The sequence below is a fragment of the Streptomyces tubercidicus genome (assembly GCF_027497495.1).
GTDB classification, from domain to species: domain Bacteria; phylum Actinomycetota; class Actinomycetes; order Streptomycetales; family Streptomycetaceae; genus Streptomyces; species Streptomyces tubercidicus.
Genome location: NZ_CP114205.1, coordinates 4628980 through 4653976, shown reverse-complemented (window position 1 = coordinate 4653976; position 24997 = coordinate 4628980). Strand labels below are relative to the sequence as shown.

Below are 24997 nucleotides of genomic sequence, written 5' to 3'. Positions count from 1 at the left end.
CAGGGCCCGGTCGCCGCAGGGCCTGGTCGCCGCGGCCCGAGGGCGTGGGATTCACGCAGGCCGGAAGACGGGGACGGCGATCGCGGCGCCCTCGCCCCCGCCGTTGCGCGCGCCCTCGCCCGCCCCGCTGCCCGTTCCCGCGTCCCCGCCGCTGCCCGCACCCGCATCCCCGGCCCCGCCCCCGTCCCCGGCCCCGGCCCCGGCCCCGGCCCCGGCCCGGAAGTGCACCACGAGCGGCATTCCGATCCGCAGCTCCGGCTCCGGGCAGTCGGTGATCTCGGTCATCATCCGGGGGCCTTCGGCGAGATCGACCACGGCCGCGACGTACGGGACCCGGTCGCCGAACGGCGGGAGATCGTTACGGTGCACGACGGACCAGGTATAGAGGGTGGCCCGGCCGGTGGCCGCCTCCCAGCCGACATCCTCACTCCAGCAATACGGACAGAACTCGCGCGGGTAGTAGTGCGCCGCACCGCAGTCCTCCGCCCGGCAGCGGCGCAGCAACAGCCGCCCCTCGGCCGCCGCCTCCCAGTACGGCCGGGTGAAGGCGTCCACCTCCGGCAGGTCGAACCGCGCACCCGTCCCTGTAGTCCCGCCGCTCACTGGCACACCCCCAGCACCTCGCCGAACCGGCACTCACACTCCCTGACGGTACGTCAGTTCAACCGAAGAGGACCGGGCGCGCAAGAGGCCCGCACTATCCGTCCGGACTCGCACTCCGCGACAGCCGGAGGGCCGGGGCCCGCGACCGAGGGCGAAGGGAGGAGACCCCTGCAACCTTTCACTGCACAACCATTCCTGACGCGCCGTCAGTTCAGTAATCTGACTATGTGTCAGTTATGGAGCCGTCACACAGGAGCGGGCGTCTGCGATGCTTGGATCGACTCACGGCACCCTTACCACTCACTCCCGGCCGGCCCGCGTCGTGGCCTGTGGGGAGCAACCACCACACACCGTCCACGGCATGAGTGAACCGCACCGCGACGGCGGGGGCCAGAGCGCCGGCCCGGTCGACCGGGATGTCAGCGGCCGTCCGCTGCACGCTCCGGTGCCCGACCTGGACCGGTTCTTCCGGCCCGAGTCCGTGGCGGTGATCGGCGCCTCGGACAGCGAGGGCCGCCCCAACACCGGCATCACCCGTCAGCTGATCGCCTGGGCGGAACGGGTCGGCGCCCGGCTCCACCCCGTCAACCCGGGACGCACCCAGGTCTTCGGACTGCCCTGCCATGCCTCCGTCGCCGCACTGCCGGAACCCGTCGATCTCGCGGTGCTCCTGGTCGGCGACCCGCTGCCGGTCATCGAGCAACTGGCCGAGACCAAGGTGAAGTTCGCGGTGGCCTTCGCCTCCGGGTTCGCCGAGACCGGTGAGCGCGGTGCGGCCGCCCAGGAGCGGCTGGCCGAGGCCGTCGCCCGCTCCGGGCTGCGGCTGCTCGGCCCGAACACCAACCTCAACGCCTTCGAGAAGTTCCGTACGGACCTGGACGGTCCGGCCATCGCCCTCATCACCCAGTCAGGCCACCAGGGCCGTCCCGTCTTCAGCCTCCAGGAACTGGGCATCCGCCTTTCGCACTGGGCCCCCACCGGCAACGAGGCCGATCTGGAGACCGCCGACTTCCTCTCCTACTTCGCCACCCGCCCCGAGGTCGGCGCCATCGCCGCATATGTGGAAGGGCTCAAGGACGGCCGCAGCTTTCTGCTGGCCGCCGACCGCGCCGCCCGCAACAAGGTGCCTATCGTCGCCGTCAAGGTCGGCCGCACCGAGACCGGCGCCCGGACGGCCGCCTCGCACACCGGCAAGCTCACCGGCGCGGACGAGGTCGTGGACGCCGCGATGCGGCAGTTCGGTGTGATCCGGGTGGACGGGCTCGACGAATTGCAGGACACCGCGGCGCTGCTGGCCCGTGCCAGGAAGCCCACCGCCGAGGGCGTCGCCGTCTATTCGATCTCCGGTGGCACCGGCGCCCACTTCTCCGACCTGGCGACCGCGGCCGGCCTGCGGCTGCCCACCCTCGGCGCCGCCAAGCAGGCCGAACTGCACCAGTGGATACCGGAGTATCTGCACGTCGCCAATCCGGTCGACAACGGCGGGCACCCGGTCGGCGACTGGCGCGGCCGCAAGATCCTCGACGCGATCCTGGCCGACCCGTCCATCGGCATACTGATCTGCCCGATCACCGGGCCCTTCCCGCCGATGAGCGACAAGCTCGCCCAGGATCTGGTGGACGCGGCGGAGCAGACGGACAAGCTGGTGTGTGTGGTGTGGGGCTCGCCGGTCGGTACGGAGGACGCCTACCGCCGCACCCTTCTCGGCTCCTCGCGGGTGGCGACCTTCCGCACCTTCGCCAACTGCATCACCGCCGTCCGCGGCTACCTCGACCACCACCGCTTCGTCACCGGCTACCGCTCCCCCTTCGACGACGCCCCCCGCGTCCTGTCCCCGTCCGCGCGCAAGGCACAGGCCCTGATGCGTCCGGGCCAGCAGCTCAGCGAGCACGCGGCCAAGCAACTGCTGCGCGCCTATGGCATCCGGGTCCCGCGCGAACAGCTGGTGACCAGCGCGGCGGCGGCCGTACGGGCCGCGAGCCTGGTCGGCTATCCCGTGGTCATGAAGGCCTCCGGACCGCAGCTCGCGCACAAGACCGAACTCGGCCTGGTCAAGGTCCAGCTGACGTCGGCCAGCCAGGTCAGGGACGCCTATCGCGAGCTCACCGACATCGCGCGCTACGAGGACGTGCCGCTGGACGGGGTGCTGGTCTGCCAGATGATCGAGCGGGGCGTCGAGATGGTCGTCGGCGTCACCCGGGACAGCCTCTTCGGGCCGACCGTGACCGTCGGCCTCGGCGGGGTCCTCGTGGAGGTGCTGCGGGATGTCGTGGTGGGCGTACCGCCCTTCGGGGAGGACCAGGCGCGCGCGATGCTCGACGAACTGCGCGGCCGGGCCCTCCTGGACGGCGTGCGCGGAGCGCCGCCCGCGGACCTCGACGCGCTGGTCGAAGTCGTCCTGAGGGTGCAACGGATGGCGTTGGAACTCGGCGACGACCTGTCCGAGCTGGACATCAACCCGCTGGTGGTCCTGCCGCGCGGCCAGGGCGCCGTAGCCCTCGACGCCCTCGCCGTCTGCCCATGACCGCAGCCGCATCCGCATCCGCATCCGAGGCCGTGCCCACGCCCGCACCCGCGCCTGCGCCCAAGGCCGTGGCGACCACCCCGACCGCACCCTCTGGAGCCACTCCCCCATGACACCCTCACCGTCCCCGTCCCCCGGTTCCGTTCCCCCCGCCGCGCCCGTCGCGCCCGCAGCGTCCGACGAGTCCACCGCTCGCGCGGAACCCGTCGATTCATTGATACTCCACGCCACTGACAACGGCGTCTCGTGGCTCACGTTGAACCGGCCGGACGCGATGAACGCCGTCACCTGGGACCAGCGCGAACGCCTCATCGGCCGGCTCGCCGACGCCTCGGCCGACCCCGGCGTCCGGGCCGTCGTGCTCACCGCAACCGGCAAGGGCTTCTGCGCCGGCGCCGATCTGCGCGGCTCGCCGCCGGCCGGGGAGCGGGTCGCCGGGGATGTCGCCCGGATGATCCGCGACGGCGCGCAGCGGCTCATCACGGCGGTGCTGGACTGCGAAAAGCCGGTCATCGCCGCCGTCAACGGCACCGCGGCCGGGCTCGGCGCCCATCTCGCGCTCGCCTGCGATCTGGTGCTGGCCGCCGAATCGGCCCGCTTCATCGAGGTGTTCGTCCGCCGCGGCCTGGTCCCGGACGGCGGCGGCGCCTACCTCCTGCCGCGGCTGATCGGCCCACAGCGCGCCAAGGAGCTGCTGTTCTTCGGGGACGCCCTACCGGCCGCCGAAGCGGAACGGCTGGGTCTGGTCAACCGGGTGGTGCCGGACGGCGAGCTGGCGAAGACGGCCCGGGAGTGGGCCGAGCGGCTGGCGGCCGGCCCCACCCGCGCCCTGGCCCTGACCAAGCAGCTGGTCAACGCCTCGCTCGACACCGACCGCACCGCCGCCTTCGCCGCCGAGGCCACCGCGCAGGAGATCAATATGACGACGGCGGACGCACAGGAGGGCGTCGCCTCCTTCGTGGCCCGCCGCCACCCGGCGTTCCACGGACGATGACCTCCCGGAGGAGCCCGTGCGCCCAGGGCTGTCCCAGAGCGAGCCCACCCTCAGCATCCGAACGAAACCGAACGAATCCGAACGAAAAACGCCCTACGTCACCCCCGCCGGACACTCCGGCACCTCACGCGTGTTCCGCGTCCGCACCCCCGGCAGCCAGCCCCGCACACCCTGCCCGCTGGTGACCAGATACCAGCGGGTGGAGGTGACGCCCGCTTCGTCGCGGACCATCCGGCCGTCCGTCACCACACAGCGCGCGGACAGCGCATCGCCGTGCCAGACCCGGCCGGCGGAGTTGCCGCGCGCGGCGTACTTGGCACGCGGGTCGTTGGCCAGCCGCAGCGCGCACTCCAGGGAGCGGCCCGTACGGCAGGCCCGTTCGCTGTTGTAGACCGTGATCTTCACCCTCGGGGTCGGCCCCGCCGGCTGCAACGAGACAGGCCCGGGGCGCACCAGCCACCACACCCCCAGTGCGACCGCGGCCACCGCCGCCGCCACTACGAGCACGACCACCCGCGGCCGCCTCCGGGGCAGCGGCACCACGGCGGGTGCCTGCTCGGGGCGCGGCTCCCTGATGCGGTCCCACAGGCCGGGCGGTGTCTCGATCTGTTCGTCCGCCAGCCGCAGCCGGGCGCGCAGCAGCGCCTCGGGATCGTCCCCGGCACCGTCGCCCCGGCCACCGCCGAAGCCCCGGCCGTCACCGCCCGCCGCACCCGCACCGCCGTCGTAGCGTGGCCCCACGTCCACCGTGCCGCTCACCTCCCGGCCTGCCCGTGCTCCGATTCAACGAGGTAGGCGCGCAGCCTGTCCAGCGCACGGGCGCGATGGCGGGCGGCGGTGCCACGATGCACCTTCATGATCTTCGCGGCCTGGTCGATGGTGTAGCCGTCGAGGTCGACGAGGATCACGATGCCGGCCTGCCGGTGCGACAACCTCCCCAGCAGGCGCACCGCTTCGATCTCGGCCTGCCGCCGCTCCACCCCGCCGTCCCAGCCGCCGGACGCCCCGGGCACCGCACCGGCGGCGCCTCCCGCACCGGCCTCCTCGACTCCCTCCATGCCGTCGACCAGCACCTGGCGGCGGTCCTTGCGGTAGGCGTCGCGGGCGACGCTGAGGACGGCGGTGAAGGCGTAGGCATACGGCTCCGGGTGGGCCAGGAAGCGCTGGGGGCGGGCCGCGAGTTTGAGATATGCCTCGTGCACCACGTCCTCCGCGGACTGTCTCGATCCGGCCAGCATCACCGCCCTTCGATACAGCCGGGGCAACAGCCCGCAGAAGACCTCGTCGAAGGTGGGTGGCGCGGCAGACGAAGCTGACGACGCTCTCGCATCGGCCATGTACCGGAACTCTCCCCCGTGCTCGGCTACGGACCCGGCCGCAGTGGACGCTACCCGCGTGGACGCCACGCAATCGGGACCCCAGCCCCCAATCTCCCCCGAACCCACCCCATCTCACTCCGGAACCACGGGGAAACCACACCTCCGGGTGGCGCCCCGCACCGCCCGCACCGCCCGCACCGCCCGATCCGCACGCTCCGCCCGCAGCGCACACACCGCCCACTCCGCACCCCTTCCAACCTGACGCTCCATCAGATTCAATGAGGACATGATGGGACACGCGGGAATGGCGGCCACGGCCGTGCGATACCTACGCTCCGTCGGTGCGCCCACCGCGGCGGCCGCACCGTCCCCCGCCACCGCGCTGCCGCGGCCCACGCTGCGCGCCGTACGCGAGGACGAGCGCGCCCCTCTGGACCCGGCGGAATTCCGCTCCGTCCTGGGGCACTTCGCCAGCGGCGTCACGGTCATCACGTCCCCCGGGGAGCCGGGCCGCCCGGCCGGTTTCGCCTGCCAGTCCTTCGCCTCGCTCTCCCTCGACCCGCCGCTGGTGACGTTCATGGTGGCGCGTACGTCGACCACCTGGCCGCGGATCGCCCGCGCCGGAGCGTTCTGCGTCAACATCCTCGGCGCCGGACAGGGCGACCTCTGCCGCGGGTTCGCGGTCAGCGGCGGCGACAAATTCGCGGGTGTCCCCTACGAGGCCGCACCGGTGACCGGCTCGCCACGACTGCCGGACGTCCCCGCCTGGATCGACTGCACGATCCAGGCCGTCCATACGGGCGGCGACCACCTCATCGTGGTCGGCCGCGTCGAGGCCCTCGGCACCGACCCGACCGCCGCCGAAAACGGCCCACTCCTCTTCCACCGAGGAACCTTCGGCCACTTCCACCCCTGACCACCCCTGAACACCCCAGTCAACTGACGTACCGATCAGACTGTTCAGCCAGCCCCTCCCCCTTCGCCTCCCCCCGCTGCCGGATGACCAGGGCCATCAGCGCCGCGACGGCACACAGCGCTCCCGACGCGTACCAGACCGGGTTGTACGTACCGAACGCGTCCCGCGCCAGACCGCCCAGGAAGGCGATCAGGGCGGCTCCCACCTGGTGGGCGGCCAGCACCCAGCCGAAGACGATCGCAGCGTCGTCCCCGTAGTGCTCGCGGCACAGGGCGATGGTCGGCGGCACGGTCGCCACCCAGTCGAGACCGTAGAAGACGATGAAGAAGACCATCGGCGGGTGGACCGTGTCGGACAGCAGCAGCGGCAGGAACATCAGCGACAGACCGCGCAGCCCGTAGTAGGTGGCGAGCAGCCGACGGGTGTTGAAGCGGTCGGTGAACCAGCCGGACGCGATGGTTCCCGCGATATCGAAGATGCCGATCACCGCGAGCAGCGAGGCGGCCGCCGTCATCGGCATGCCGTGATCGTGCGCGGCGGGGACGAAATGTGTCTTGACCAGGCCGTTCGTCGTGGCGCCGCAGATCGCGAAGGTGCCCGCCAGCAGCCAGAACGGGCCCGTACCGGCCGCCGAGACCAGCGCGCGTACGGCACGCCGGGCCGCGCCCCGCTGCGGCGGCGGCTTGGGGACGAACTCCGTCGCCCCGTACGGCGCGAGGCCCACATCCGCCGGATGGTCACGCAGCAGCAGCCACACCAGCGGGACGACGGCGAGCGCGGCGAGTGCGACGGTCACCGCGGCCGGCCGCCAGTCGTGCCGGTCGACGATCCAGGAGAGGAGCGGGAGGAAGACCAGCTGTCCGGAGGCGCCGGCCGCGGTGAGGATGCCGGTGACCAGCCCGCGCCGTGCGGTGAACCAGCGGCCGGTCACCGTTGCCGCGAAGGCCAGCGCCATCGAGCCGCTGCCCAGGCCCACCAACACGCCCCAGTACAGGATGAGCTGCCAGCTCGCCGTCATGAAGACGGTCAGCCCGGCGCCGGTCGCGATCACCGTCAGGGCGACCGCCACCACGCGCCGGATGCCGAACCGGTCCATCAGCGCGGCGGCGAACGGCGCCGTCAGCCCGTAGAGCGCGAGGTTCACCGACACCGCGAAGCCGATGGTGCCGCGCGACCAGTGGAACTCGGCGTGCAGCGGGTCGATCAGCAGGCCGGGGAGGGAGGCGAAACCTGCCGCCCCGATGATGGTGAGGAAGGTGACGGCCGCGACGGACCAGGCCCGGTGCGGGCGGCGCCGACGGGGCACGGGGGCGGGGTCCGCCCGGTGCGGGGACAGTTCGGGTGTCTGGGTCACCGGAGCAGCTTCGTCCGTCACCCCCGGGCGGAACGAGTGGCCGGAAGGCCAGGGTTCCTCAGGATCGGGCCAGCGCCCCACCGACCTCCGGCCCGAACGTCAGCACCCCCCGGGCCACCCGCCCGTGATGGGCGTCGTCCGCCGCCTGCGCGAAGTCCTCCACCGGATACGTCCGGGTCACCAACTCGTCCAGCAGCAGCCGCCCTTCGCGGTACAGCCGGGCGTACAGCGCGATGTCCCGCTGGGGCCGCGCCGACCCGTAGCGGCAGCCCAGGATCGACTTGTCCAGGTACATCGACGACACCAGGAACGACGCCTCCGCGGTGGCCGGCGGCACCCCGAGCAGTACCGCCTGGCCGTGCCGGTCCAGCAGATCGACGGCCTGCCGGATCAGCCGGGTGCTGCCCACGCACTCGAAGGCGTGGTCGGCGCCGGTCGGCAGGATCTCCTTCACCGCCTTGACGCTGTCCGCCACCGCGGACGCGTCGATGAAATGCGTCGCCCCGAACTGCCGCGCCACCGCCTCCTTCGCGGGATTGGCGTCCACCGCCACGATCACCGACGCCCCGGCGATCCGCGCCCCCTGGAGCACATTGAGGCCGATCCCGCCCGCCCCGATCACCACGACCGAGTCCCCGCGGTCCACCTTGGCCCGGTTGAGCACCGCCCCGACGCCGGTCAGCACCCCGCACCCGATCAGCGCGGCCGAGGTCAGCGGAATGTCCTCGGCGATCTTCACAGCCTGCACCGCCTTGACGACCGTCCGCTCCGCGAACGCCGAGTTCGACGCGAAGCTGAACAGCTCCCGCTCCCCCCGCCGGAACGGCTTCTGCGGCATCCCGATCGCCTTCCGGCACATCGTCGGCCGCCCCCGGTCGCACTCTGCGCACGCCCCGCAGTTGGCCAGCGTCGACAGCGCGACATGATCCCCGGGAACCACATGGCCGACACCCGCACCCACGGACTCGACCACCCCCGCGCCCTCATGCCCCAGCACCACCGGCACCGGAAACGGAATGGTCCCGTCGACCACCGACAGATCGCTGTGGCACAGCCCCGCGGCCCGGATCCCGACCAGCACCTCACCCGGCCCCGGATCCCGCACCTCCAGATCGTCCACGACCCGTGGCCGCTCACCGTCGAATATGACGCCTCTCATCACCGCTCCAGTCTGGGCAGGCCGAGCACGCGCTCGGCGATGATGTTGCGCTGGATCTCGTCCGAGCCGCCGTAGAGGGTGTCGGCCCGGGTGAACAGGAACAGCCGCTGCAGCGCGTCGAGTTCGTACGGCGCCCGCGCGGTCCAGTCGACGGGCCCGAGCGCCGCCGCCGCGCCCCGCACCCGCATCGCCAGCTCCCCGAGCCGCTGATGCCAGCCGCCCCACAGCAGCTTCGCCACGCTCGGCGCGCCCGCGTCCCCGGCGGCGCCCAGAGTCCGCAGCGCGTTCCACCGCATGACCTTCAACTCGGCCCACTGCCGTACGAGTTGATCGTGCAGCACCGGATCCCGCAACGCCCCGCCGCGGACCGCGGCCTCGATCACGGCGGCCAGCTCCGCGGCGAACCCGATCTGCTGCACGAGCGTGGACACCCCCCGCTCCCGCGCCAGCAGCCCCATCGCCACCCGCCAGCCCGCGCCCTCACCACCCACCACATGCGGGGCCCGCGCCCCGTCGAAGAACACCTCGTTGAACTCCGCCGTCCCCGACATCTGCCGGATCGGCCGCACCTCGATCCGCCCCGGCTGATCCATCGGCACCAACAGGAACGAGAGCCCCCGATGCCGCCGCTCCCCCCGATCGGTCCGCGCCAGCACAAAGCACCAGTCGGCCTCCTGCGCCAGCGACGTCCAGATCTTCTGCCCACTGACGCGATACCCGCCCCCGTCCCGGACCGCCACCGTACGCAGCCCCGCCAGATCCGACCCCGCCTCCGGCTCGCTGTACCCCTGACACCACAGCTCCTCCCCCCGGGCAATGGCCGGCAAAAACCGCCGCCGCTGCGCCTCGTCCCCCGCCGCGAGCAGCGTCGGCGCCAACAGGTTCTCCCCGATGTGCCCCACCCGCCCCGGCGCCCCGGCCCGCGCATACTCCTCGGCCCATACGACCTGCTGCGTCAGGCTCGCCACACGATTCCCGTACGCCCCCTCCGCACACTCCCACCCGAGCCCGATCCACCCCCCACCCCCCAACTCCCGCTCCCAATCCCGCCGCCCCTCGGCACCCTCGTGCTCACTCCCGGGCCCGCCAACCCCCACCAACTGGGCATAGGCCCCCACGAGATGCCCCAAAAGCCACTCCCGAGCCTCAGTCCGAAAACCCTCATCCGCTACCCCGAACCCAAAGTCCACGACACCCCTCCCACGCCAACCCCCACCAACCTGCAGAACTCCCCCAACGGGAGGGGACGGGCCGGAGGGGCCGGTGTGTGGGACGTAAAGCGAAGCAGTCCCACACACCGGCCCCGGAGGCCCGTCACCGCACCCAACAACCACCCGCCCGCCGCAGGCGCAACGGCGAGCAACCCACACGGCGGGACAGCCAAAACGTGGGCCTACCGACGGCCTCGCCCAAGCATCGGCATCGGATCCGTCCCCACCGACCCCGGCAGCACCTCCGCCACCCGCTCCGGCGTCCACCCACCCCCGTCGGCATACACGGAGCGGAGCTCCGACGGCTGGGCCCACACCGCGATCTTCGGCCCGGCGACCGTGTACACCTGCCCGGTCACCTCCCGGGCGGCCTCGCTCAGCAGATAGACGACCAACGCCGCCACATCCTCCGGCTCACCGATCTCCGTCAGCTCCATCGGCACCTTCGCCGACATCCGCGTCCGTGCGACGGGCGCCACCGCGTTGGCCGTCACTCCGTACTTGTGCAGCCCGAGCGCGGCGCTCCGCACCAGCGAGATGATCCCGCCCTTCGCGGCGGAGTAATTGGCCTGGGACACGGATCCCTGGTGATTGCCGCTGGTGAAGCCCAGCAGGGTCCCGGAACCCTGGCGGCGCATCACCGCGGCCGCCGCCCGGAACACCGTGAACGTGCCCTTCAGATGGGTGGCGACGACCGGGTCCCACTCCTCCTCGGTCATGTTGAAGATCATCCGCTCCCGCAGGATCCCGGCCACACACACGACGCCGTCGATCCGCCCGTACTGCGCCAGCGCGGTGTCCACGATCCGCTGGCCGCCGGCCATGGTCGAGACATCGTCGGCGACCGCGGTCGCGACGCCCCCCGCCGTCTCGATCTCCTTCACCACGGATTCGGCGACCTCGCTGCTGGGTTCGCCGCCCTCGATGGAGACCCCGTAGTCGTTGACGACGACCTTCCCGCCCTGTTCCGCGCAGGCGAGGGCGACCGCCCGGCCGATGCCGCGGCCCGCCCCCGTGACGGCGATCACTTTGCCGGCCAAGAAGTTCCCCATGCCGTGACCCTTTCCGCAGTTTCTGACGGACCGTTAGATTTTTGAGCAGAGCCGGTACGAACACAAGACCCCGGGCCGAACGGACCCGGCCGCCCCGAGGAGGGCCCATGCCCCTGCCCCAGGAGTTCCATGACATCGCCAAACGCGTGAACAACTGGGGGCGTTGGGGCGATGACGACGAGATCGGCACTCTCAACCTGATCACCCATCAGGTCGTCCGGGAAGCCGCCGCCGCCATCCGCAGCGGTCGCCGGATCCCGCTCGCGCTCCCGCTCCGGCACGACGGCGTCCAGACCGGAGTGATCCCGGGCCGGGTCAATCCGCTGCACACCATGACCGCCGTCAACCAGGAGATCTTCGGCCCCGGCACGGTCGCGACCTCGGACGACGTGGCCACCATGGGCCTGCAGGCCGCCACCCACTGGGACGGCCTGGCCCATGTCTCCCACTCCGGGCGGCTCTACAACAACCGCCCGGCCGACTCGGTCACCGCACACGGCGGCGCCACCCGCCTCGGCATCGAGAAGGCCACCCCGGTCGCCTCCCGCGGCGTCCTCCTGGACGTGGCCCGGGTGCACGGCACCGAACGGCTGCCCGGCGGGCACGCCGTCACGCCGGAGGATCTGGACGCCGCCGAGGAACTGGCCGGGACGGCGGTCCGCTCCGGCGATGTCGTCCTCGTCCGGACCGGGCAGCTGCGGCACTATCTCGACGGCGACCGGCAGGCTTACGCCTTCCCGTCCCCCGGCCTGTCGCTGCGCACACCCGAGTGGTTCCGTGCGCGCGATGTCGCGGCGGTCGCCAATGACACCCTGACCTTCGAGATCTTCCCGCCGGAGATCGAGGACCTGTGGATGCCCGTACACGCCCTCCATCTCGTGGAGATGGGCATGCCGCAGGGCCAGAACTGGAATCTGGAGGAGCTGTCGACGGCCTGCGCGGAGGAAGGCCGCTACGCCTTCTTCCTGTCCGCGATGGCCGAACCGTTCGTCGGCGGGACCGGAGCGCCGGTCGCCCCCGTGGCGATCCTCTGAGGCGGCCACACCGAGTCGCCGCCCGCGCCGGCCGGCGACTCAACGGCGCCCGGCCGTCCAGGAGGCGGTGCGCCCTACCCGACCACCGGTTTGCCCATCTGGCGGAGGAACGCCGGTGATGCGCCGATCGACTCGCTTACGCCTGGTGCGTCACGGTACGTGACACCGCGCAAGGGGACTCATAGGCGCCCAGATCGGCGCCGGACGCCCTCAGCAGCGGCCGCCCGCGGTCCACCTCGCACCAGATCCGCTTGCCCGCGCCCTCCTGCTGCCAGCCCCAGCGGTCGGCCAGTCCGTCGACCAGCTCCAGGCCGCGGCCGTTGGTGTCGTCGCCATCCGCGTGCCGCTGGCGCGGCGGGCGGGCGCAGGCGTCCACCACTTCGACCCGGACCGTGCCCACCACGGCACCCGAGCCGGAGAAAAAGATCCGCAGCTCGGCCGCCGCGCCGGTGTGCACCACGGCGTTGGTGACGAGCTCGGAGATCAACAGGATCAATGTCTCCGCGAGTGGTTCATCGACCCCTATACCGGAGCCCGCGAGCCGCGACCGGGCCCACCGCCGGGCCCGCCCCACCTCCGCGGGGTCGGGCCGTACGTCCAACTGCACCTGAAGCACCTGCACCGCTCACACCATCCGAACCGGCGGAAACTTCGCCTCGCGCCTCCACGGAGTCACGGTGCGTGACCCCGGCGGAGCACAGCATGGTTGACGTTCAGTCACCCCAACAAGCGCTTCGGGCATATTCCAGCGCAAGGGAGTAGGCGTCCCGCATACTGTGCGACGCACTTTGCGGGGAGTCGAACAAGGGGGGCAACCCGGCCCCTGCCTTGGGCGGGCGGCGCGCAGTCCGTACCCCGGAGCCGTCCTTCCGACGGCACCGGGTCCGTTGCGCCACAGAACCACTCGCACCCAACGGAGAGTACCCGAGCGGAACGCCGACTCCCCCCTGTGACGAGTCACGCCCAGGACACAACCCGATATCGACACTCCGTGACCATTTCTGCGTGCTGAGTCCGACATTCCGTGCACGGGGTGCCAGAGTCTGCCCGCACCGGCCACCGCGCCCCTCCGCAACGGGGTTCGCGCCCGCGCCGTCAGGCGATCAAGCCCGCGGCCAGCAGTTCCTCCGCCTCGCCCGCCGTTTCCCAGCGCTCGGCGTGCCACCAGGCCCGTTTGAGGTGCAGATGGACATCGGCCTCCCAGGTGAAGCCCATTCCGCCGTGGACCTGCAGACAGTCCCGCGCGTTGCGTACCGCGGCCTCGTCGGCGAGCAGTTTCGCGCCCGTGATGTCGAGAGCACGCTCCGTGACCGCCGCCGCATACACCGCACTTCGCGCCATTTCCGCCCGTACCAGCATCTGCGCGCACAGCTGCTTCACCGCCTGGAACGAGCCGATGGGGGCGCCGAACTGCTCGCGCTCGCGGGCGTAACCGGCGGCCATCTCGACCGTGCGGACGGCGCTGCCGAGCTGCTGGGCCGCGGTCAGCAGCGCGGCCTCGCGGCGGAGCCGGGGCATGTCGACGGCAACGGGCTCGGCGTGCGGCAGGTCCAGGACGCGGGCGAGCGGGGTGAGGGGGTCGACGGAAGCAAAAGGGGCGCAGGACACCTGGTCCGGCGCGCTCCGGTACGCACCGCCCGTGCGCCCCTGTGCGCCCTCGCCCGCCCCACCGGCGGGGCCACCGGTGGACCCTCCGCGGCGCCCGCCCTCCCCCTCCACGAAGATCAACTCATCGCACCCGCCCGGGTGTTCCCACAGCGCCGGCTCCCGCGCCCCGTCACACAGCCCGACGATCCGCTCCCCGGCCGCGACACCGTCCACCACCCCGGCCAGCAGCTGGCAGGCCACCAGCGGGCCCGGCAGCAGCGCCCGCCCGGCCTCCTCCAGGACCAGCACCGCCTCCGGCAGCCCCAGCCCCACCCCGCCGTCCGCCTCCGGCAGCCGCAGCGCGAAGAACCCGGCCGCGCCCAGCTCGCGCCACAGCGCACGGTCCGGTGCGGGGTCCTCGACGGCCGCCCGCAGCCGGTCCCGGCCGAACCGCCCGGCCAGCAGCTCCCGGGTGCCGTCCTTCAACGCCCGCTGTTCGTCCGTGAGTTGGAAGTCCATCGCCCGGTCACCGCCCCTTCGGCAGGCCGAGAATCCGCTCGGCGACGATGTTCTGCTGGATCTGCGAGGTACCGGCCGCGATGGTGTACGAGAGGGACGACAGCCGGTCCGCGACCCAGGCGTGCTCCACGTCCAGCGCACCGGCGCCCAGCACCTCGGCCGCCGTGTCGTACAGCTCCTGGCGGGCGTGCGAATAGCGCAGCTTGAAGACCGAGCCGCCGGTTCCCGGGACGCCGCCGCCCCGCTGTCCGCCGCGCCCCGGGCCGCGCATCGCCTCGCTCACATTCCACTGGGTGAGCCACCACAGCGCCGTGAACTCCGCGCTCAGCCTGCCCAGTCGGCGGCGCAGCACGGCATCGTCCCAGCGGCCGTTGGCGCGGGCGGCACGGGCCAGCGCGCCGAGCACCCGGCGGCAGGCGACCACTTCGCCGACGAAGGCGGTACCGCGCTCGAAGGACAGCGTCACCATCGTCACCCGCCAGCCGTCGTTCTCCGCCCCGACCCGGTTGGCCACCGGGACCCGCACCTCGTCGAGGAACACCTCGGCGAACTCCGCCGAACCGGCGAGGGTGCGCAGCGGCCGGACGGTCACGCCCGGCGCGTCCATGGGCATCGCCAGCCAGCTGATACCGCGGTGGCGGGGCGCGTCCGGGTCGGTGCGGACGAGGAGTTCGCACCAGTCGGCGACCTCGGCGTGCGAGGTCCAGATCTTGCTGCCGCTGATGACGTACGCGTCCCCGTCGCGGACGGCCCTGGTGCGCAGCGCGGCGAGGTCGGAACCGGCGTCCGGCTCACTGAAGCCCTGGCACCAGATCTCCTCGCCGCGCAGGATCGGCGGCAGCCAGCGTGCGCGCTGCCCGGCGGTGCCCTCGGCGGCGAGGGTGGGCCCGGCGTGCAGCAGTCCGACGAAGTTCGCGCCGACGTAGGGCGCTCCGGCGCGCTCGGTCTCCTCCAGGAAGATCAGGTGCTGGGCGGGGGTGGCGCCCTGCCCGCCGGCGTCCCGCGGCCAGTGCAGGCCCGCGTATCCGGCGTCGTACAGCATCCGCTGCCAGGCCGTGTCATACGCCCGGCGGCCGGGCCAGTCGGTGGCGGCGGGCGGTGCGGGGAGGTGGGGCAGCACCTCACCGAGCCAGCGGCGCAGCCGGGCCCGGAAGTCTTCCTCCTCCGGTGTGCAGCCGAGGTCCATGGCGCGCTACCCCCTCGCGAATCTGATGCACCGTCAGAAATAGGCTAGCCCCGCCCCTCTGGACCGACAAGGCGCCGACCTCTAATCTCGGCAGGCAATCTGACGCGTCGTCAGCAAACTCTGCCCGGAGGGAGGGACGGTGACCGGTACCACTCTCTGGGACCTCGTCGCCTGGCGCGCCGCCCGCACCCCGGACGCGCCCGCCCTGATCCAGGGAGCCGACTCCGCCCGGACGGAACGGCGGATCACCTTCGGCACCCTGCACCGCCGCGCGGAACGGGTCGCGGCCGGTCTGTACGAGCGCGGCGTACGGCCCGGCAGCCGGGTCGTCTGGCAGCTGCCGACCAGGATCGAAACGGTGCTGTTCAGCCTCGCACTGGCCCGGATCGGCGCCGTCCAGAGCCCGGTCGTGCCGCTCTACCGCGCCCATGAGACCGGCCAGGTGCTGCGCCGCACCCGCGCGGAATTCTTCGCCGTCCCCGGCGTCCGGCGCGGCTTCGACCACCGTGCGATGGCAGACCGTCTGGCCGCCGGCCTGCCCGGTCCGCTCACCGTCATCGACGCGTACGACACCCTGCCCGACGCCGACCCGGCCGCCCTGCCCCCGCCCCCGGCCGACGACGACGCGGTCCGCTGGATCTACTGGACCTCCGGCACCACCGCGGCCCCCAGGGGCGTGCTGCACACCGACCGCAGTCTGCGGACGGCCGGCCACTGGCTCGGCGCGGCCCTGCGCATCCGCCCGTCGGACATCGGCTCGATGGCCTTCCCGTACGCCCATGTCGCCGGGCCCGACTACACCGTTCTGCTGCTGGAACACGGCATCCCCGCCGTCCTCCTGGAGCACTTCACGCTGCCCGGCGCGCTCGCCGCCTACCGCCGCCACCGCGTCACCCTCGCCGGCGGCTCCACCGCCTTCTACGCCCTCTTCCTCGCCGAGGCCCGCAAGCTGCCGCCCGGCCGCCAACTGCTGCCGTCCTTGCGGCTGCTGGCCGGTGGCGGCGCGCCGCTGCCCGCCGCGCTGTACCACGAGGTCGTCGCCGCGCTCGGCTGCGGCCTCACCCACGGCTACGCGATGACGGAGGCCCCCATGGTGACCATGGGCGACCCGTACGACAGCCCCGAGCAGCTGGCCGGCACCGACGGCCGGCCGCCCGCGGGCATGGAGATCCGTATCGCCCCCGACACCGGCGAGATCGGGCTGCGCGGCCCTGCCGTCTGCCGTGGCTACCTCGACGAGCCCGACCCCTTCGACGCCGACGGCTTCCTCCCCACCGGCGACCTCGGCCACCTCACCGCCACCGGGCACCTCGTCGTCACCGGCCGCCTCAAGGACATCATCATCCGCAAGGGCGAGAACATCTCCGCCCAGGAGATCGAAGAACTCCTCCACCGCCACCCGGACATCGCCGACGCCGCCGTCATCGGCCTGCCGGACCCCGACCGCGGCGAACGCGTCTGCGCGGTCATCGAACAGCCCGCGAACGCCGGGGAGTTGACCCTCGCGGCCCTCTCGGCGCACCTTCTCTCCCACGGCCTCGCCCGGCACAAGCTCCCCGAACAGCTGGAGCTGCTGCCCGCCCTGCCCCGTGGGGCCACGCTGCGCAAGGTCCTCAAACAGGAGCTGCGGGAGCGGTTCGGGGACGGCGGGACGGGGACGGGAGCCGGGTGAGGCCGCGCGGGACCGGTGACCGGCCCGGCGCCCGGCCGTATCGGTCCGCGCCTCAGCCCGGCCGGTAGGCGCTGGTCGCCTGCGCGTAGAGCTGGTCCACTTCGCGGCGGCCGCGGTCCGGCCCGATGACGAGGACGAGGTGGTAGCGGCCCTTGTGGATCATCGCGAGGTTCCGTACGTACACCTCACGGCCGCTGCTGTCCCGCCAGGAGAAGGTGCCCTCGGCCATCGCCGTCTTGCCGACGTCGATCCGCTGGAGGCCGGAGGCCGAGGCCCAGCCGGAGGAGCGGTACGGGGCCAGCTCGGCTTCCTTGTTCTGCAGATACGCCATCGGGTCGGTGCCGAAACGCGCCGTGGTGTCCCGGCCGGGCACCACCACCAGCTCATAGTCCCCGCCGACATACCGCACCTGGCCCCGGTCGTTGGCGCCGCGCCGCTGCCAGTCCTTGCGCACCGCGACCTGGAAACCCTCCGGGTCGTTGCGTACCTCGAAGCCCTTGGCGATCCCGGCGGGCGCGGTGGTCTGCGGTGCGTCGGTACCGGCGGAGGCGTGACCGCTCTCCTGGTCCCCGGACGGTGCGGGGCCGGGCGCCGACCCCGACGTGCCCGTACGGTCCGCGCCCCGCTCGCCCGCCTTGGAGTCCTGACCCGACTTCGGCAGGAAGGCCATCGCATAGACGACCGCGCCGACGAGCAGCAGCAGGATCGCGGTGAGCAGCAGCCGCCCGAGGTGACGCGGCCGCCGCGCCGGGCGGGGTGCGGCCACCGGCCCGGACGCGACCGCCGCCTGCTGGTCGTACGGCTCCCGGTCGGCGGGCCCGCTCGGGCCGGGCGGCGGGGCAGGCGCGGCGGGCCGGGCCGGGCGGGCGGGTCTGGACCGCCGGAGCGGCTTGGGCTGCTTCGGGGGGCGGGGCGGCCGGGTGGTGGAGACCAGCGGGGTGGGCTGCTCCGGGGCCGGGGCCGGCGGAGCGGCCGGTGCGGCCGCGGCGGCGCCCATGGCGGCCGGTGCCGGCTGCGGCCGGGTCCGGCGGGCCGGCCGGGTCTTCTTGTGCCGCCCCTTGCGGACGAGTTCCCCGCGGCGCCGCACGATCGGCAGCCGCCGAGGATCACCGCCCTCGGCCGGCATCGTCACCAGCCGACTGCCGACCTCCGGCTCCGGTGCGCTACGGATCAGGGAACGCAGCCAGCCGTTCAGCTCCTCGGCGTCCGGGCGGTCGGCCGGGTCCGGACGCAGCAGCGACTCGATGACCGGCCGCAGCGCCCCGCACTCCTCGGCGTCCGCGGGCGGCTGCGAACAGACCAGCTGCGCCAGTTCGGCGGCGCTGTCCTCCGGGTAGGGCGGCTGTCCCTGCACGCTCCGGTAGAGCAGCGCGCCGACCGCCCACAGATCGGTGGCCGGGCCGACCGGCGGCGCCAACTGCCAGTTCTCGTGCACCGGTCCGGCCTGCTCCGGCGCCCAGCGCTCGGTGAGCGGGCCGATGACGGTCAGCCGGGCCTGCCGGGCCCGTTCGGCGGCGAGCCCGGCGGTGGGCCGGCCGTACCCGGGCGCGGTGGTGTCCCCGTCCGCCGCGGGCTTGGTCAGCGAGGTCCCGGCGGCCGGTCCGCCGGGCGCGGGCTCGTCCGGAGCGGGCTCGTCCGCCCCGGTGGGCGGCTCGGTTCCGCACAGCGCCTCCTGGGCCGCGCCCGCCGCCAGACCGGTCAGGATGGCCCGGCCGTCGTCGCAGACCAGGACCGTACGGGCGGTGATATTGCGGTGCAGCCGGCCCTGCGCGTGCAGCACCCGCAGCGCGGTGAGCAGATCCGCGGCGATCTCCGCGGCGCGGTGCGGGGACAGCGTCCGCTCGGCGAGCAGCGCGGACAGCGGCCGGGCGACGAGGAGTTCAGCGACGATCCACAGGCTGCCGTCCTGCGTGAAGACGTCGAAGACCTGCTCCAGCCGGGGGTGATCGGCGAGCTGGGCCGCGGTCGTCGCGGCCTCCAGCGCACGCCGTACGGCGGGGTCCCGGGGGCTGCGGTCGGCCACCCCCGCTCCACCGGACGGCCGGGCCGCACCGTAGCGGCCGCTTCCCCGTTCGACGGCCCCGGCCGGCTCCGCCCCCACGACCTCCGCCTCCACGACCTCGGGCAGCGGCACCTGACGGACCAGGACCTCCTGCCCGCTGAACGTGTCGAACGCCCGGGACTCCGTGAAGTCGTCATCGCCGAGGGGCCGCAACGGCAGGCGGTATCGCTCGGCGAGCACCCTTCCCGCGTACTCGTCCACGACGCCTCCCCGCAGCGCGCGCTGTGTCTACCGTCGCGCCGGAACGCCCTCGGCGCTGGCGCCTACGGTCACTTCCGGTCGTATTCCCGCCGATTGCGGATGCGTACGGTCTTAGCGGTCTCACGATACGTGCCTGCGCCGGAGCGTGCGGCCCGGTCCGCCGAACGACGCGCGCTCTGTCCGTACACCGCCGGGCCCGTACCCCGGCCCCGCACTCAGTCCTTGATGGCGAAGGTGCGGAACGCGGTCCGGACCACGTCCTGGCACTTCTTGCCCGACCAGCCGTCCGCCTTGCAGGTGATCATGATGGCGTAGCCGTGCTGGTCGTCGGCCCGGAAGCCGCGGTCCAGGACCCGGACCCGCTCGCCGCCCTGACGGCGGGTGAAGGACCAGTCGGCGACGGTCGGATAGTCCCGCCACTTCACCGTCTTGATGTCGATCCGGTGGTAGTCCTCGCTGGAGCCGCGCACGGCCGGCTCCAGGCTGCGCCAGGCGGCCGCCGCGTCGGAGCCGGGCTCGGGGTTGTAGTCGACCTGGACGCGCGGGTAGCCGCCCTTGGCGCTGTAGATGACGCCGGAGCCCTGCCCCGCGGTGCCCGTCTGCTGAAAACCCTTGGGCATCGCCATACCGAAGTGGAACCGGCCGTTGGAGACCTGGGCGAAGCCCTCCGGCACGGCCTTGTCCCCCTTGCCGTCCTTGCCGTCGGTGCCGCCCTTGTCGTCGGCCGGGGAGACCCCGCCCGGCGGCTGCGCGGCGGGCGAGCCGGGCGGGTCCTGCGCCGCGTCCGCGCTCGCACCGGCCGCTTCGGTGGAGGGCTTGGCCTTCGCCGCGGACGACGCCTTGGCGTCCTTGCCGGCCGGCTTGCCGCCGTTGTCCGTGGCGCCACCGCCGCTCAGCGCGACGGCCAGGACCGTGCCCAGCACCGCCAGGGCGACGACCACGGCCACGATGACGAGGGTGCGGCGCGGGACGACATCGGTCACCGAGGCGCGGGTCGCCGGGCGGTTGCCGTCACCGGGTCTGGAGTCCACCCGGGCTTTCGCGGCGGCCGCCGCGGCACGGACCGTCCGCAGGGCGACGCGCAGCCGCTCCTTGGCGGCCTCCGAGTCGAACCCGGGGCGGGTGAGCGTCGGACGGGACGCGCCGGAGTCCGTACGGTCCGCGCCGGCCGTCTCCCCGGCCGCCGGGGTGGCCGCCCGCTGCGGACGCTCGGTCCGCTCCGGGGTGTGCACCGCGGCGGCCTTGGCGGCAGCGGCCTTGCTCCGGCCCGCCGTGGCACTCCCGGACGCGGGCGCGGCCGGCTCCGCCGCCACCGGGGCGTCGGCCGGCTTCGCCTTGGGCTTGCGCGGCACCCGCGGCTTCGCGGCGGGCTTCGGCTTCGGCGCGCCCTCGGGCTTCGCCTTCGCCCGCTCCTTGGGCACCGTCGGCAGCACCATCGCCCGGGTCTCGTCCAGCGGGGGCTCCGGCTTCCGCGCCTCGGGGGCGTGCACCGCGTCCAGCAGCAGCGCCCGCGCACCGGCGTCGTCCAGCCGCCCCGCCGGGTCCTTCACCAGCAGGCCGTAGATGACCTCTTCCAGCCCACCGGCGCTCTTCGGCGGATCGACCGGTTCGGTCATCACCGCCGTCAGCGTGGCGATCGCCGAGCCCTTGTCGTACGGCGGCACGCCCTCGACGCAGGCGTACAGCAGCCCGCCCAGCGACCACAGATCGGCCGGCGGGCCCGGCTTCTGGCCGCGGGCGCGCTCGGGGGAGATGTAGGAGGGGGCGCCGACGAGCATGCCGGTCGAGGTCACGGAGGGGTCGCCCTCGACCTGGGCGATACCGAAGTCGGTGAGCACGACCCGGCCGTCATCGGACATCAGGACGTTGGACGGCTTCACATCGCGGTGCAGGATGCCCGCGGCGTGGGCGGCACGCAGTACATCGAGCACCGCCAGGCCGACCTCCGCGGCGCGGCGCGGGGGGAGCGGGCCGTCGTCACGGATGACCTCGGCGAGCGAGCGGCCCTCGACCAGCTCCATCACGATCCAGGGGCGGTCGTCCTCGTCGACCACGTCGTAGACCGTGACCGCGCCGTTGTTCCGGATCCGGGCGATCGCCTTGGCCTCGCGCAGGGTACGGGTGATCAGGCGGCGCTTCTCGTCCTCCTCGACCCCGCCCGGGAACCGCAGTTCCTTGACCGCGACCGTACGGCCCAGGACCTCGTCGCGGGCCCGCCAGACCGTCCCCATGCCGCCCCGGCCGAGAACATCGGCGAGCCGGTACCGCCCGGCGAGCAGCCTGCCCCCCTTGCCGTCCATCTCGACCTCGTCGCCCACTGCATCCCCTCTGCAATCCAGCCGAGTTGGCAGCTTCGACGTCCCATCGATCACCAAACTGGCCCAACTCGGACAACCCACCCTGGCAGAGCCTTCATTCTCCCTCATCCGCGGCCGTGCGGAAGGCCCGGGTGGGTGCCGTACAACACCCTGTCCCCGTCATGATGGCCCCGACGAACGGGAGTCCCGATGACGAAGCGCCCGCGTCGCCCGGCTGCGGCCCGCCCGCCCTGCCCGGTGCCGCGCAGGTCAGGCCGCCACCGCGGCACGTTCCGCACGGGCGCCCTGGCGGTCCTGGCCGCACTGCTCCTGACGGGATCCGCCGGCCGACCCCGCGTCACCCCGCCGTCCCCGGACCACAGACGGCCGCCCGCGACGACGATGCGCGCGCTGCACCGCCTGGTCCACGGCGGGTCCCCGGGCGCGGCTTCCCTCACCACCCGCGCCGGATTCCCGACGGCGCGTTTCTCCACCGCCGGTGTGGCGGATCTGCGCAGCGGCCGCCCCATGGGACCCCAGGACCGCTTCCGGGCCGGCAGCCTCACCAAAACCCTGGTCGCCACGGTCGTCCTGCAACTGGCCGCCGAGCACCGCCTGTCCCTGGCCGACCGCGCCGCCGCGCACCTCCCGCCGGGCGTACCGGCCACCGGCCCCGGCGACCGGACCGGCCTCCGCGGGGTGACGATCCGCCAGCTGCTGAACCATACGAGCGGCCTGTTCAACTACACCGACGATCCCCGGCTCTCGGAAAATCTCTTCGGCACCGGCTTCGGCGCCCACCGCTACGACCGCCACACCCCCGCCGAGCTGCTGCGCACCACCCTCAGCCACCACCCGACGGCCGCCCCGGGCACCCGCTACTCCTACTCCAACACCAACTACCTCGTCCTGGGCCAGGTCATCCGGGCCGTCACCGGACACCCGTACGCCACCGAGATCCGCCGCCGCCTCCTCGTCCCCGCCGGGCTCGGCCACACCTCCTTCCCCGGCACCGACCCGGCACTGCCGACGCCGCACGGCCGCGCGTACTCCCTCATCGGCGACCGGCGGGTGGACACCACCTCCCTGAACCCCAGCTGGGCGGGCCCGGCCGGCGAGATGGTCACCACCCTGGGCGATCTCAACCGCTTCTACTCCGCGCTGCTCGGCGGCCGGCTCCTGGCGCCCCGCCAGATGGCGCAGATACGCGACGAGAAGCGCACCGGCGGCATCTACGGCCTGGGCCTGTACGCCACCGAGCTGCCCTGCGGCGTCACGGTCTGGGGCAACCGCGGCGACATCAACGGCTCCTACGCCCGCACCGCCGCCACCGCCGACGGCCGCCACGTCCTCAGCTACCGCCTCAACACCGACGCCCACTCCACCCCGGTGCCCGACACCGCGGTCCTGACGGCGGAGTTCTGCGCCTCGCGCGGCTGACGCGTGCGCCCCTGGCACGCGCCAGGTGTGCGGCGGCGCCCTACAGCGGCACGATGTCCGGCGCCCCCAGCCGCGCCGCATCCGCCGTCAGATCGTCCGGCTGCCGCTGCGATTCGCGCTCCGCCTCGACCCGCTTCCGGTAGTGCGCGATCTCCTTCTCGACCTGGTCGTCGTCCCAGCCCAGCGCGGGCGCGATCAGCTCGGCCACCTCGCGGGCGCTGCGGGTGCCCCGGTCGAAGGTCTCGATGGAGATACGGGTGCGCCGGGTCAGTACGTCGTCGAGATGGCGGGCGCCCTCGTGCGTACAGGCATAGACCGCCTCGGCCCGCAGATAGTCGTCCGCGTTCGCCAGCGGTTCGCCCAGCGACGGATCGGCCACCACCAGCTCCAGCAGCTCCTCGGTCAGCGAGCCGTAGCGGTTCAACAGATGCTCTATACGGGCCACATGCAGCCCGGTGCGCGCCGCGATCCGGGCCCGCGCGTTCCACAGCGCCTTGTAGCCCTCGGCCCCGACCAGCGGCACATCCTCGGTCACACAATCCGCGACCCTCTGATCGAGGCCGTGCACCGCCTCGTCCACCGCGTCCTTCGCCATCACCCGGTACGTCGTGTACTTGCCGCCCGCCACCACGACCAGCCCCGGCACCGGATGCGCGACGGTGTGCTCCCGCGACAGCTTGCTGGTGGCATCCGACTCCCCGGCCAGCAGCGGGCGCAGCCCGGCATACACCCCCTCGACATCGTCCCTGGTCAGCGGGGTCGCCAACACCGCGTTCACATGCTCCAGCAGATAGTCGATATCCGCGCTGGAGGCCGCCGGATGCGCCTTGTCCAGATCCCAGCCGGTGTCCGTCGTCCCCACGATCCAGTGCCGCCCCCAGGGGATGACGAACAGGACGCTCTTCTCCGTCCGCAGGATCAGCCCGGTCGTGGAGTGGATCCGGTCCTTGGGAACCACCAGGTGAATCCCCTTCGACGCACGGACATGGAACTGCCCGCGCTCCCCGATCAGCGCCTGGGTGTCATCCGTCCACACCCCGGTGGCATTGACGATCTGCTGCGCCCGGATCTCGTAGTCACCGCCGCCCTCGACGTCCTCCACCCGTACGCCGACCACCCGCTCGCCCTCGCGCAGAAAGCCCACCACCCGTGCCCGGTTGGCGACCTGCGCCCCATAGGCGGCCGCGGTCCGCACCATCGTGGCGACATAGCGCGCGTCGTCCATCTGCGCGTCGTAGTACTGCAGCGCGCCGACCAGCGCGTCCCGCTTCAGACAGGGCGCCACCCGCAGCGCCCGCTTCTGCGACAGATGCCGGTGGACGGGCAGACCGCGGCCGTGCCCCGAAGAGACCGACATCGCGTCGTACAGCGCCACACCGGAGCCCGCGTACCAGCGCTCCCAGCCCTTGTGCTGGAGCGGATACAGGAACGGCACCGGCTTGACCAGATGCGGCGCCAGCCGCTCCAGCAGCAGCCCCCGCTCCTTCAACGCCTCTCTGACCAGCGCGAAGTCCAGCATTTCCAGATACCGCAGACCACCGTGGATGAGCTTGCTCGACCGGCTGGACGTGCCCGAGGCCCAGTCACGCGCCTCGACCAGCCCGGTGGCCAGCCCGCGGGTCGCCGCGTCCAGCGCGGTCCCCGCGCCGACGACTCCGCCGCCGACCACGAGAATGTCCAGCTCCCGCTCCGCCATTCGGGCGAGCGCCTCGGCCCGCTGCGCCGGTCCCAGTATCGCTGTCTTCACCGCTGCCTCCCGCTGTGATCGGGGCCACACCCCCCGTCCGTCGATTCTGTCCACGCCGCGTGCCGGTATCCACCCTTCGCTCCCGGCGGCAACACCCCGCCGCCTTGATCCACCAATCCC

At 73.0% G+C, this 24997-nt stretch carries 19 protein-coding genes; 6 read left to right on the top strand and 13 right to left on the bottom strand.

What is annotated here, in order from left to right; translation table 11 throughout:
- Positions 1-51: 51 nt before the first annotated feature.
- Positions 52-603 (bottom strand): Zn-ribbon domain-containing OB-fold protein, encoded by a 552-nt coding sequence (locus tag STRTU_RS20375; RefSeq protein ID WP_246241429.1) that lies wholly within the window; start codon positions 601-603, stop codon positions 52-54.
- Between the two features lie 268 nt (positions 604-871).
- Here STRTU_RS20375 and STRTU_RS20370 point away from each other — a divergent pair, with 268 nt between their 5' ends.
- Both STRTU_RS20370 and STRTU_RS20365 read left to right on the top strand, forming a co-directional pair.
- Positions 872-3127 (top strand): acetate--CoA ligase family protein, encoded by a 2256-nt coding sequence (locus STRTU_RS20370; protein ID WP_159744917.1) that lies wholly within the window; start codon positions 872-874, stop codon positions 3125-3127.
- A gap of 109 nt (positions 3128-3236) precedes the next feature.
- Positions 3237-4121: an enoyl-CoA hydratase/isomerase family protein gene (locus tag STRTU_RS20365; RefSeq protein WP_246240874.1), complete on the top strand. Its 885-nt coding sequence runs from the start codon at positions 3237-3239 to the stop codon at positions 4119-4121.
- Positions 4122-4214: 93 nt separating this feature from the next.
- Here STRTU_RS20365 and STRTU_RS20360 read toward each other — a convergent pair whose 3' ends face one another.
- Positions 4215-4868 carry a hypothetical protein gene (locus STRTU_RS20360; RefSeq protein WP_246240869.1) on the bottom strand — a complete coding sequence of 218 codons (654 nt, stop codon included), beginning with the start codon at positions 4866-4868 and terminating at the stop codon, positions 4215-4217.
- A gap of 8 nt (positions 4869-4876) precedes the next feature.
- Positions 4877-5458, bottom strand: coding sequence for an RNA polymerase sigma factor (locus STRTU_RS20355; RefSeq protein ID WP_159744915.1), 582 nt, complete (start codon positions 5456-5458; stop codon positions 4877-4879).
- Positions 5459-5744: 286 nt separating this feature from the next.
- On the opposite strand from STRTU_RS20355, the gene STRTU_RS20350 reads away from it, so the two are divergent.
- A complete protein-coding gene (locus STRTU_RS20350; RefSeq protein ID WP_159747097.1) occupies positions 5745-6356 on the top strand; it encodes a flavin reductase family protein in 612 nt (203 codons plus the stop codon).
- Positions 6357-6375: 19 nt separating this feature from the next.
- On the opposite strand, the gene STRTU_RS20345 is transcribed toward STRTU_RS20350, so the two are convergent.
- From STRTU_RS20345 to STRTU_RS20330, 4 genes are all read right to left on the bottom strand, one after another.
- The gene (locus STRTU_RS20345; RefSeq protein WP_371873632.1) at positions 6376-7710 is read right to left on the bottom strand and encodes an MFS transporter; all 1335 of its coding nucleotides are present in this window, start codon (positions 7708-7710) and stop codon (positions 6376-6378) included.
- A 58-nt stretch (positions 7711-7768) separates the two neighbouring features.
- Positions 7769-8869: a Zn-dependent alcohol dehydrogenase gene (locus tag STRTU_RS20340; protein ID WP_159744914.1), complete on the bottom strand. Its 1101-nt coding sequence runs from the start codon at positions 8867-8869 to the stop codon at positions 7769-7771.
- Positions 8869-10059: an acyl-CoA dehydrogenase family protein gene (locus STRTU_RS20335; RefSeq protein ID WP_159744913.1), complete on the bottom strand. Its 1191-nt coding sequence runs from the start codon at positions 10057-10059 to the stop codon at positions 8869-8871. The genes STRTU_RS20340 and STRTU_RS20335 overlap by 1 nt, the downstream gene beginning before the upstream one ends.
- Positions 10060-10262: 203 nt before the next feature.
- Positions 10263-11132, bottom strand: coding sequence for an SDR family oxidoreductase (locus STRTU_RS20330; protein WP_159744912.1), 870 nt, complete (start codon positions 11130-11132; stop codon positions 10263-10265).
- A gap of 107 nt (positions 11133-11239) precedes the next feature.
- Here STRTU_RS20330 and STRTU_RS20325 point away from each other — a divergent pair, with 107 nt between their 5' ends.
- Positions 11240-12166: a cyclase family protein gene (locus STRTU_RS20325; RefSeq protein ID WP_159744911.1), complete on the top strand. Its 927-nt coding sequence runs from the start codon at positions 11240-11242 to the stop codon at positions 12164-12166.
- A gap of 136 nt (positions 12167-12302) precedes the next feature.
- Here the strand turns inward: STRTU_RS20325 and STRTU_RS20320 are convergent, their stop codons facing one another.
- The 3 genes from STRTU_RS20320 to STRTU_RS20310 form a co-directional block, all read right to left on the bottom strand.
- Positions 12303-12788: an ATP-binding protein gene (locus tag STRTU_RS20320; protein ID WP_159744910.1), complete on the bottom strand. Its 486-nt coding sequence runs from the start codon at positions 12786-12788 to the stop codon at positions 12303-12305.
- A gap of 473 nt (positions 12789-13261) precedes the next feature.
- Positions 13262-14272: an acyl-CoA dehydrogenase family protein gene (locus STRTU_RS20315; protein WP_159744909.1), complete on the bottom strand. Its 1011-nt coding sequence runs from the start codon at positions 14270-14272 to the stop codon at positions 13262-13264.
- 7 nt (positions 14273-14279) lie between these two features.
- On the bottom strand, positions 14280-15458 hold the full coding sequence (locus STRTU_RS20310) for an acyl-CoA dehydrogenase family protein (protein ID WP_159744908.1): 1179 nt from the start codon (positions 15456-15458) through the stop codon (positions 14280-14282).
- A gap of 139 nt (positions 15459-15597) precedes the next feature.
- Here STRTU_RS20310 and STRTU_RS20305 point away from each other — a divergent pair, with 139 nt between their 5' ends.
- On the top strand, positions 15598-17130 hold the full coding sequence (locus STRTU_RS20305) for a class I adenylate-forming enzyme family protein (RefSeq protein WP_159744907.1): 1533 nt from the start codon (positions 15598-15600) through the stop codon (positions 17128-17130).
- A gap of 52 nt (positions 17131-17182) precedes the next feature.
- Here STRTU_RS20305 and STRTU_RS20300 read toward each other — a convergent pair whose 3' ends face one another.
- Positions 17183-19393 (bottom strand): protein kinase, encoded by a 2211-nt coding sequence (locus STRTU_RS20300; RefSeq protein ID WP_159744906.1) that lies wholly within the window; start codon positions 19391-19393, stop codon positions 17183-17185.
- A 215-nt stretch (positions 19394-19608) separates the two neighbouring features.
- Positions 19609-21711, bottom strand: a complete 2103-nt coding sequence (locus STRTU_RS20295; protein ID WP_159744905.1) for a serine/threonine-protein kinase — start codon at positions 21709-21711, stop codon at positions 19609-19611.
- A 189-nt stretch (positions 21712-21900) separates the two neighbouring features.
- On the opposite strand from STRTU_RS20295, the gene STRTU_RS20290 reads away from it, so the two are divergent.
- Entirely contained in the window at positions 21901-23130 is a 1230-nt protein-coding gene (locus tag STRTU_RS20290; RefSeq protein ID WP_159744904.1) for a serine hydrolase domain-containing protein, read from the top strand.
- A gap of 40 nt (positions 23131-23170) precedes the next feature.
- Here STRTU_RS20290 and STRTU_RS20285 read toward each other — a convergent pair whose 3' ends face one another.
- On the bottom strand, positions 23171-24877 hold the full coding sequence (locus STRTU_RS20285) for a glycerol-3-phosphate dehydrogenase/oxidase (RefSeq protein WP_159744903.1): 1707 nt from the start codon (positions 24875-24877) through the stop codon (positions 23171-23173).
- Positions 24878-24997: the final 120 nt, after the last annotated feature.

Excerpts from the sequence above, each read along its gene's own strand:
- STRTU_RS20340 (WP_159744914.1), bottom strand. The coding sequence starts at position 8,869 with ATGAGAGGCGTCATATTCGACGGTGAGCGGCCACGGGTCGTGGACGAT.
- STRTU_RS20315 (WP_159744909.1), bottom strand. The coding sequence starts at position 14,272 with ATGGACTTCCAACTCACGGACGAACAGCGGGCGTTGAAGGACGGCACC.
- STRTU_RS20330 (WP_159744912.1), bottom strand. The coding sequence starts at position 11,132 with ATGGGGAACTTCTTGGCCGGCAAAGTGATCGCCGTCACGGGGGCGGGC.
- STRTU_RS20325 (WP_159744911.1), top strand. The coding sequence starts at position 11,240 with ATGCCCCTGCCCCAGGAGTTCCATGACATCGCCAAACGCGTGAACAAC.
- STRTU_RS20350 (WP_159747097.1), top strand. The coding sequence starts at position 5,745 with ATGGCGGCCACGGCCGTGCGATACCTACGCTCCGTCGGTGCGCCCACC.
- STRTU_RS20310 (WP_159744908.1), bottom strand. The coding sequence starts at position 15,458 with ATGGACCTCGGCTGCACACCGGAGGAGGAAGACTTCCGGGCCCGGCTG.
- STRTU_RS20365 (WP_246240874.1), top strand. The coding sequence starts at position 3,237 with ATGACACCCTCACCGTCCCCGTCCCCCGGTTCCGTTCCCCCCGCCGCG.
- STRTU_RS20355 (WP_159744915.1), bottom strand. The coding sequence starts at position 5,458 with ATGGCCGATGCGAGAGCGTCGTCAGCTTCGTCTGCCGCGCCACCCACC.
- STRTU_RS20370 (WP_159744917.1), top strand. The coding sequence starts at position 872 with ATGCTTGGATCGACTCACGGCACCCTTACCACTCACTCCCGGCCGGCC.
- STRTU_RS20290 (WP_159744904.1), top strand. The coding sequence starts at position 21,901 with ATGACGAAGCGCCCGCGTCGCCCGGCTGCGGCCCGCCCGCCCTGCCCG.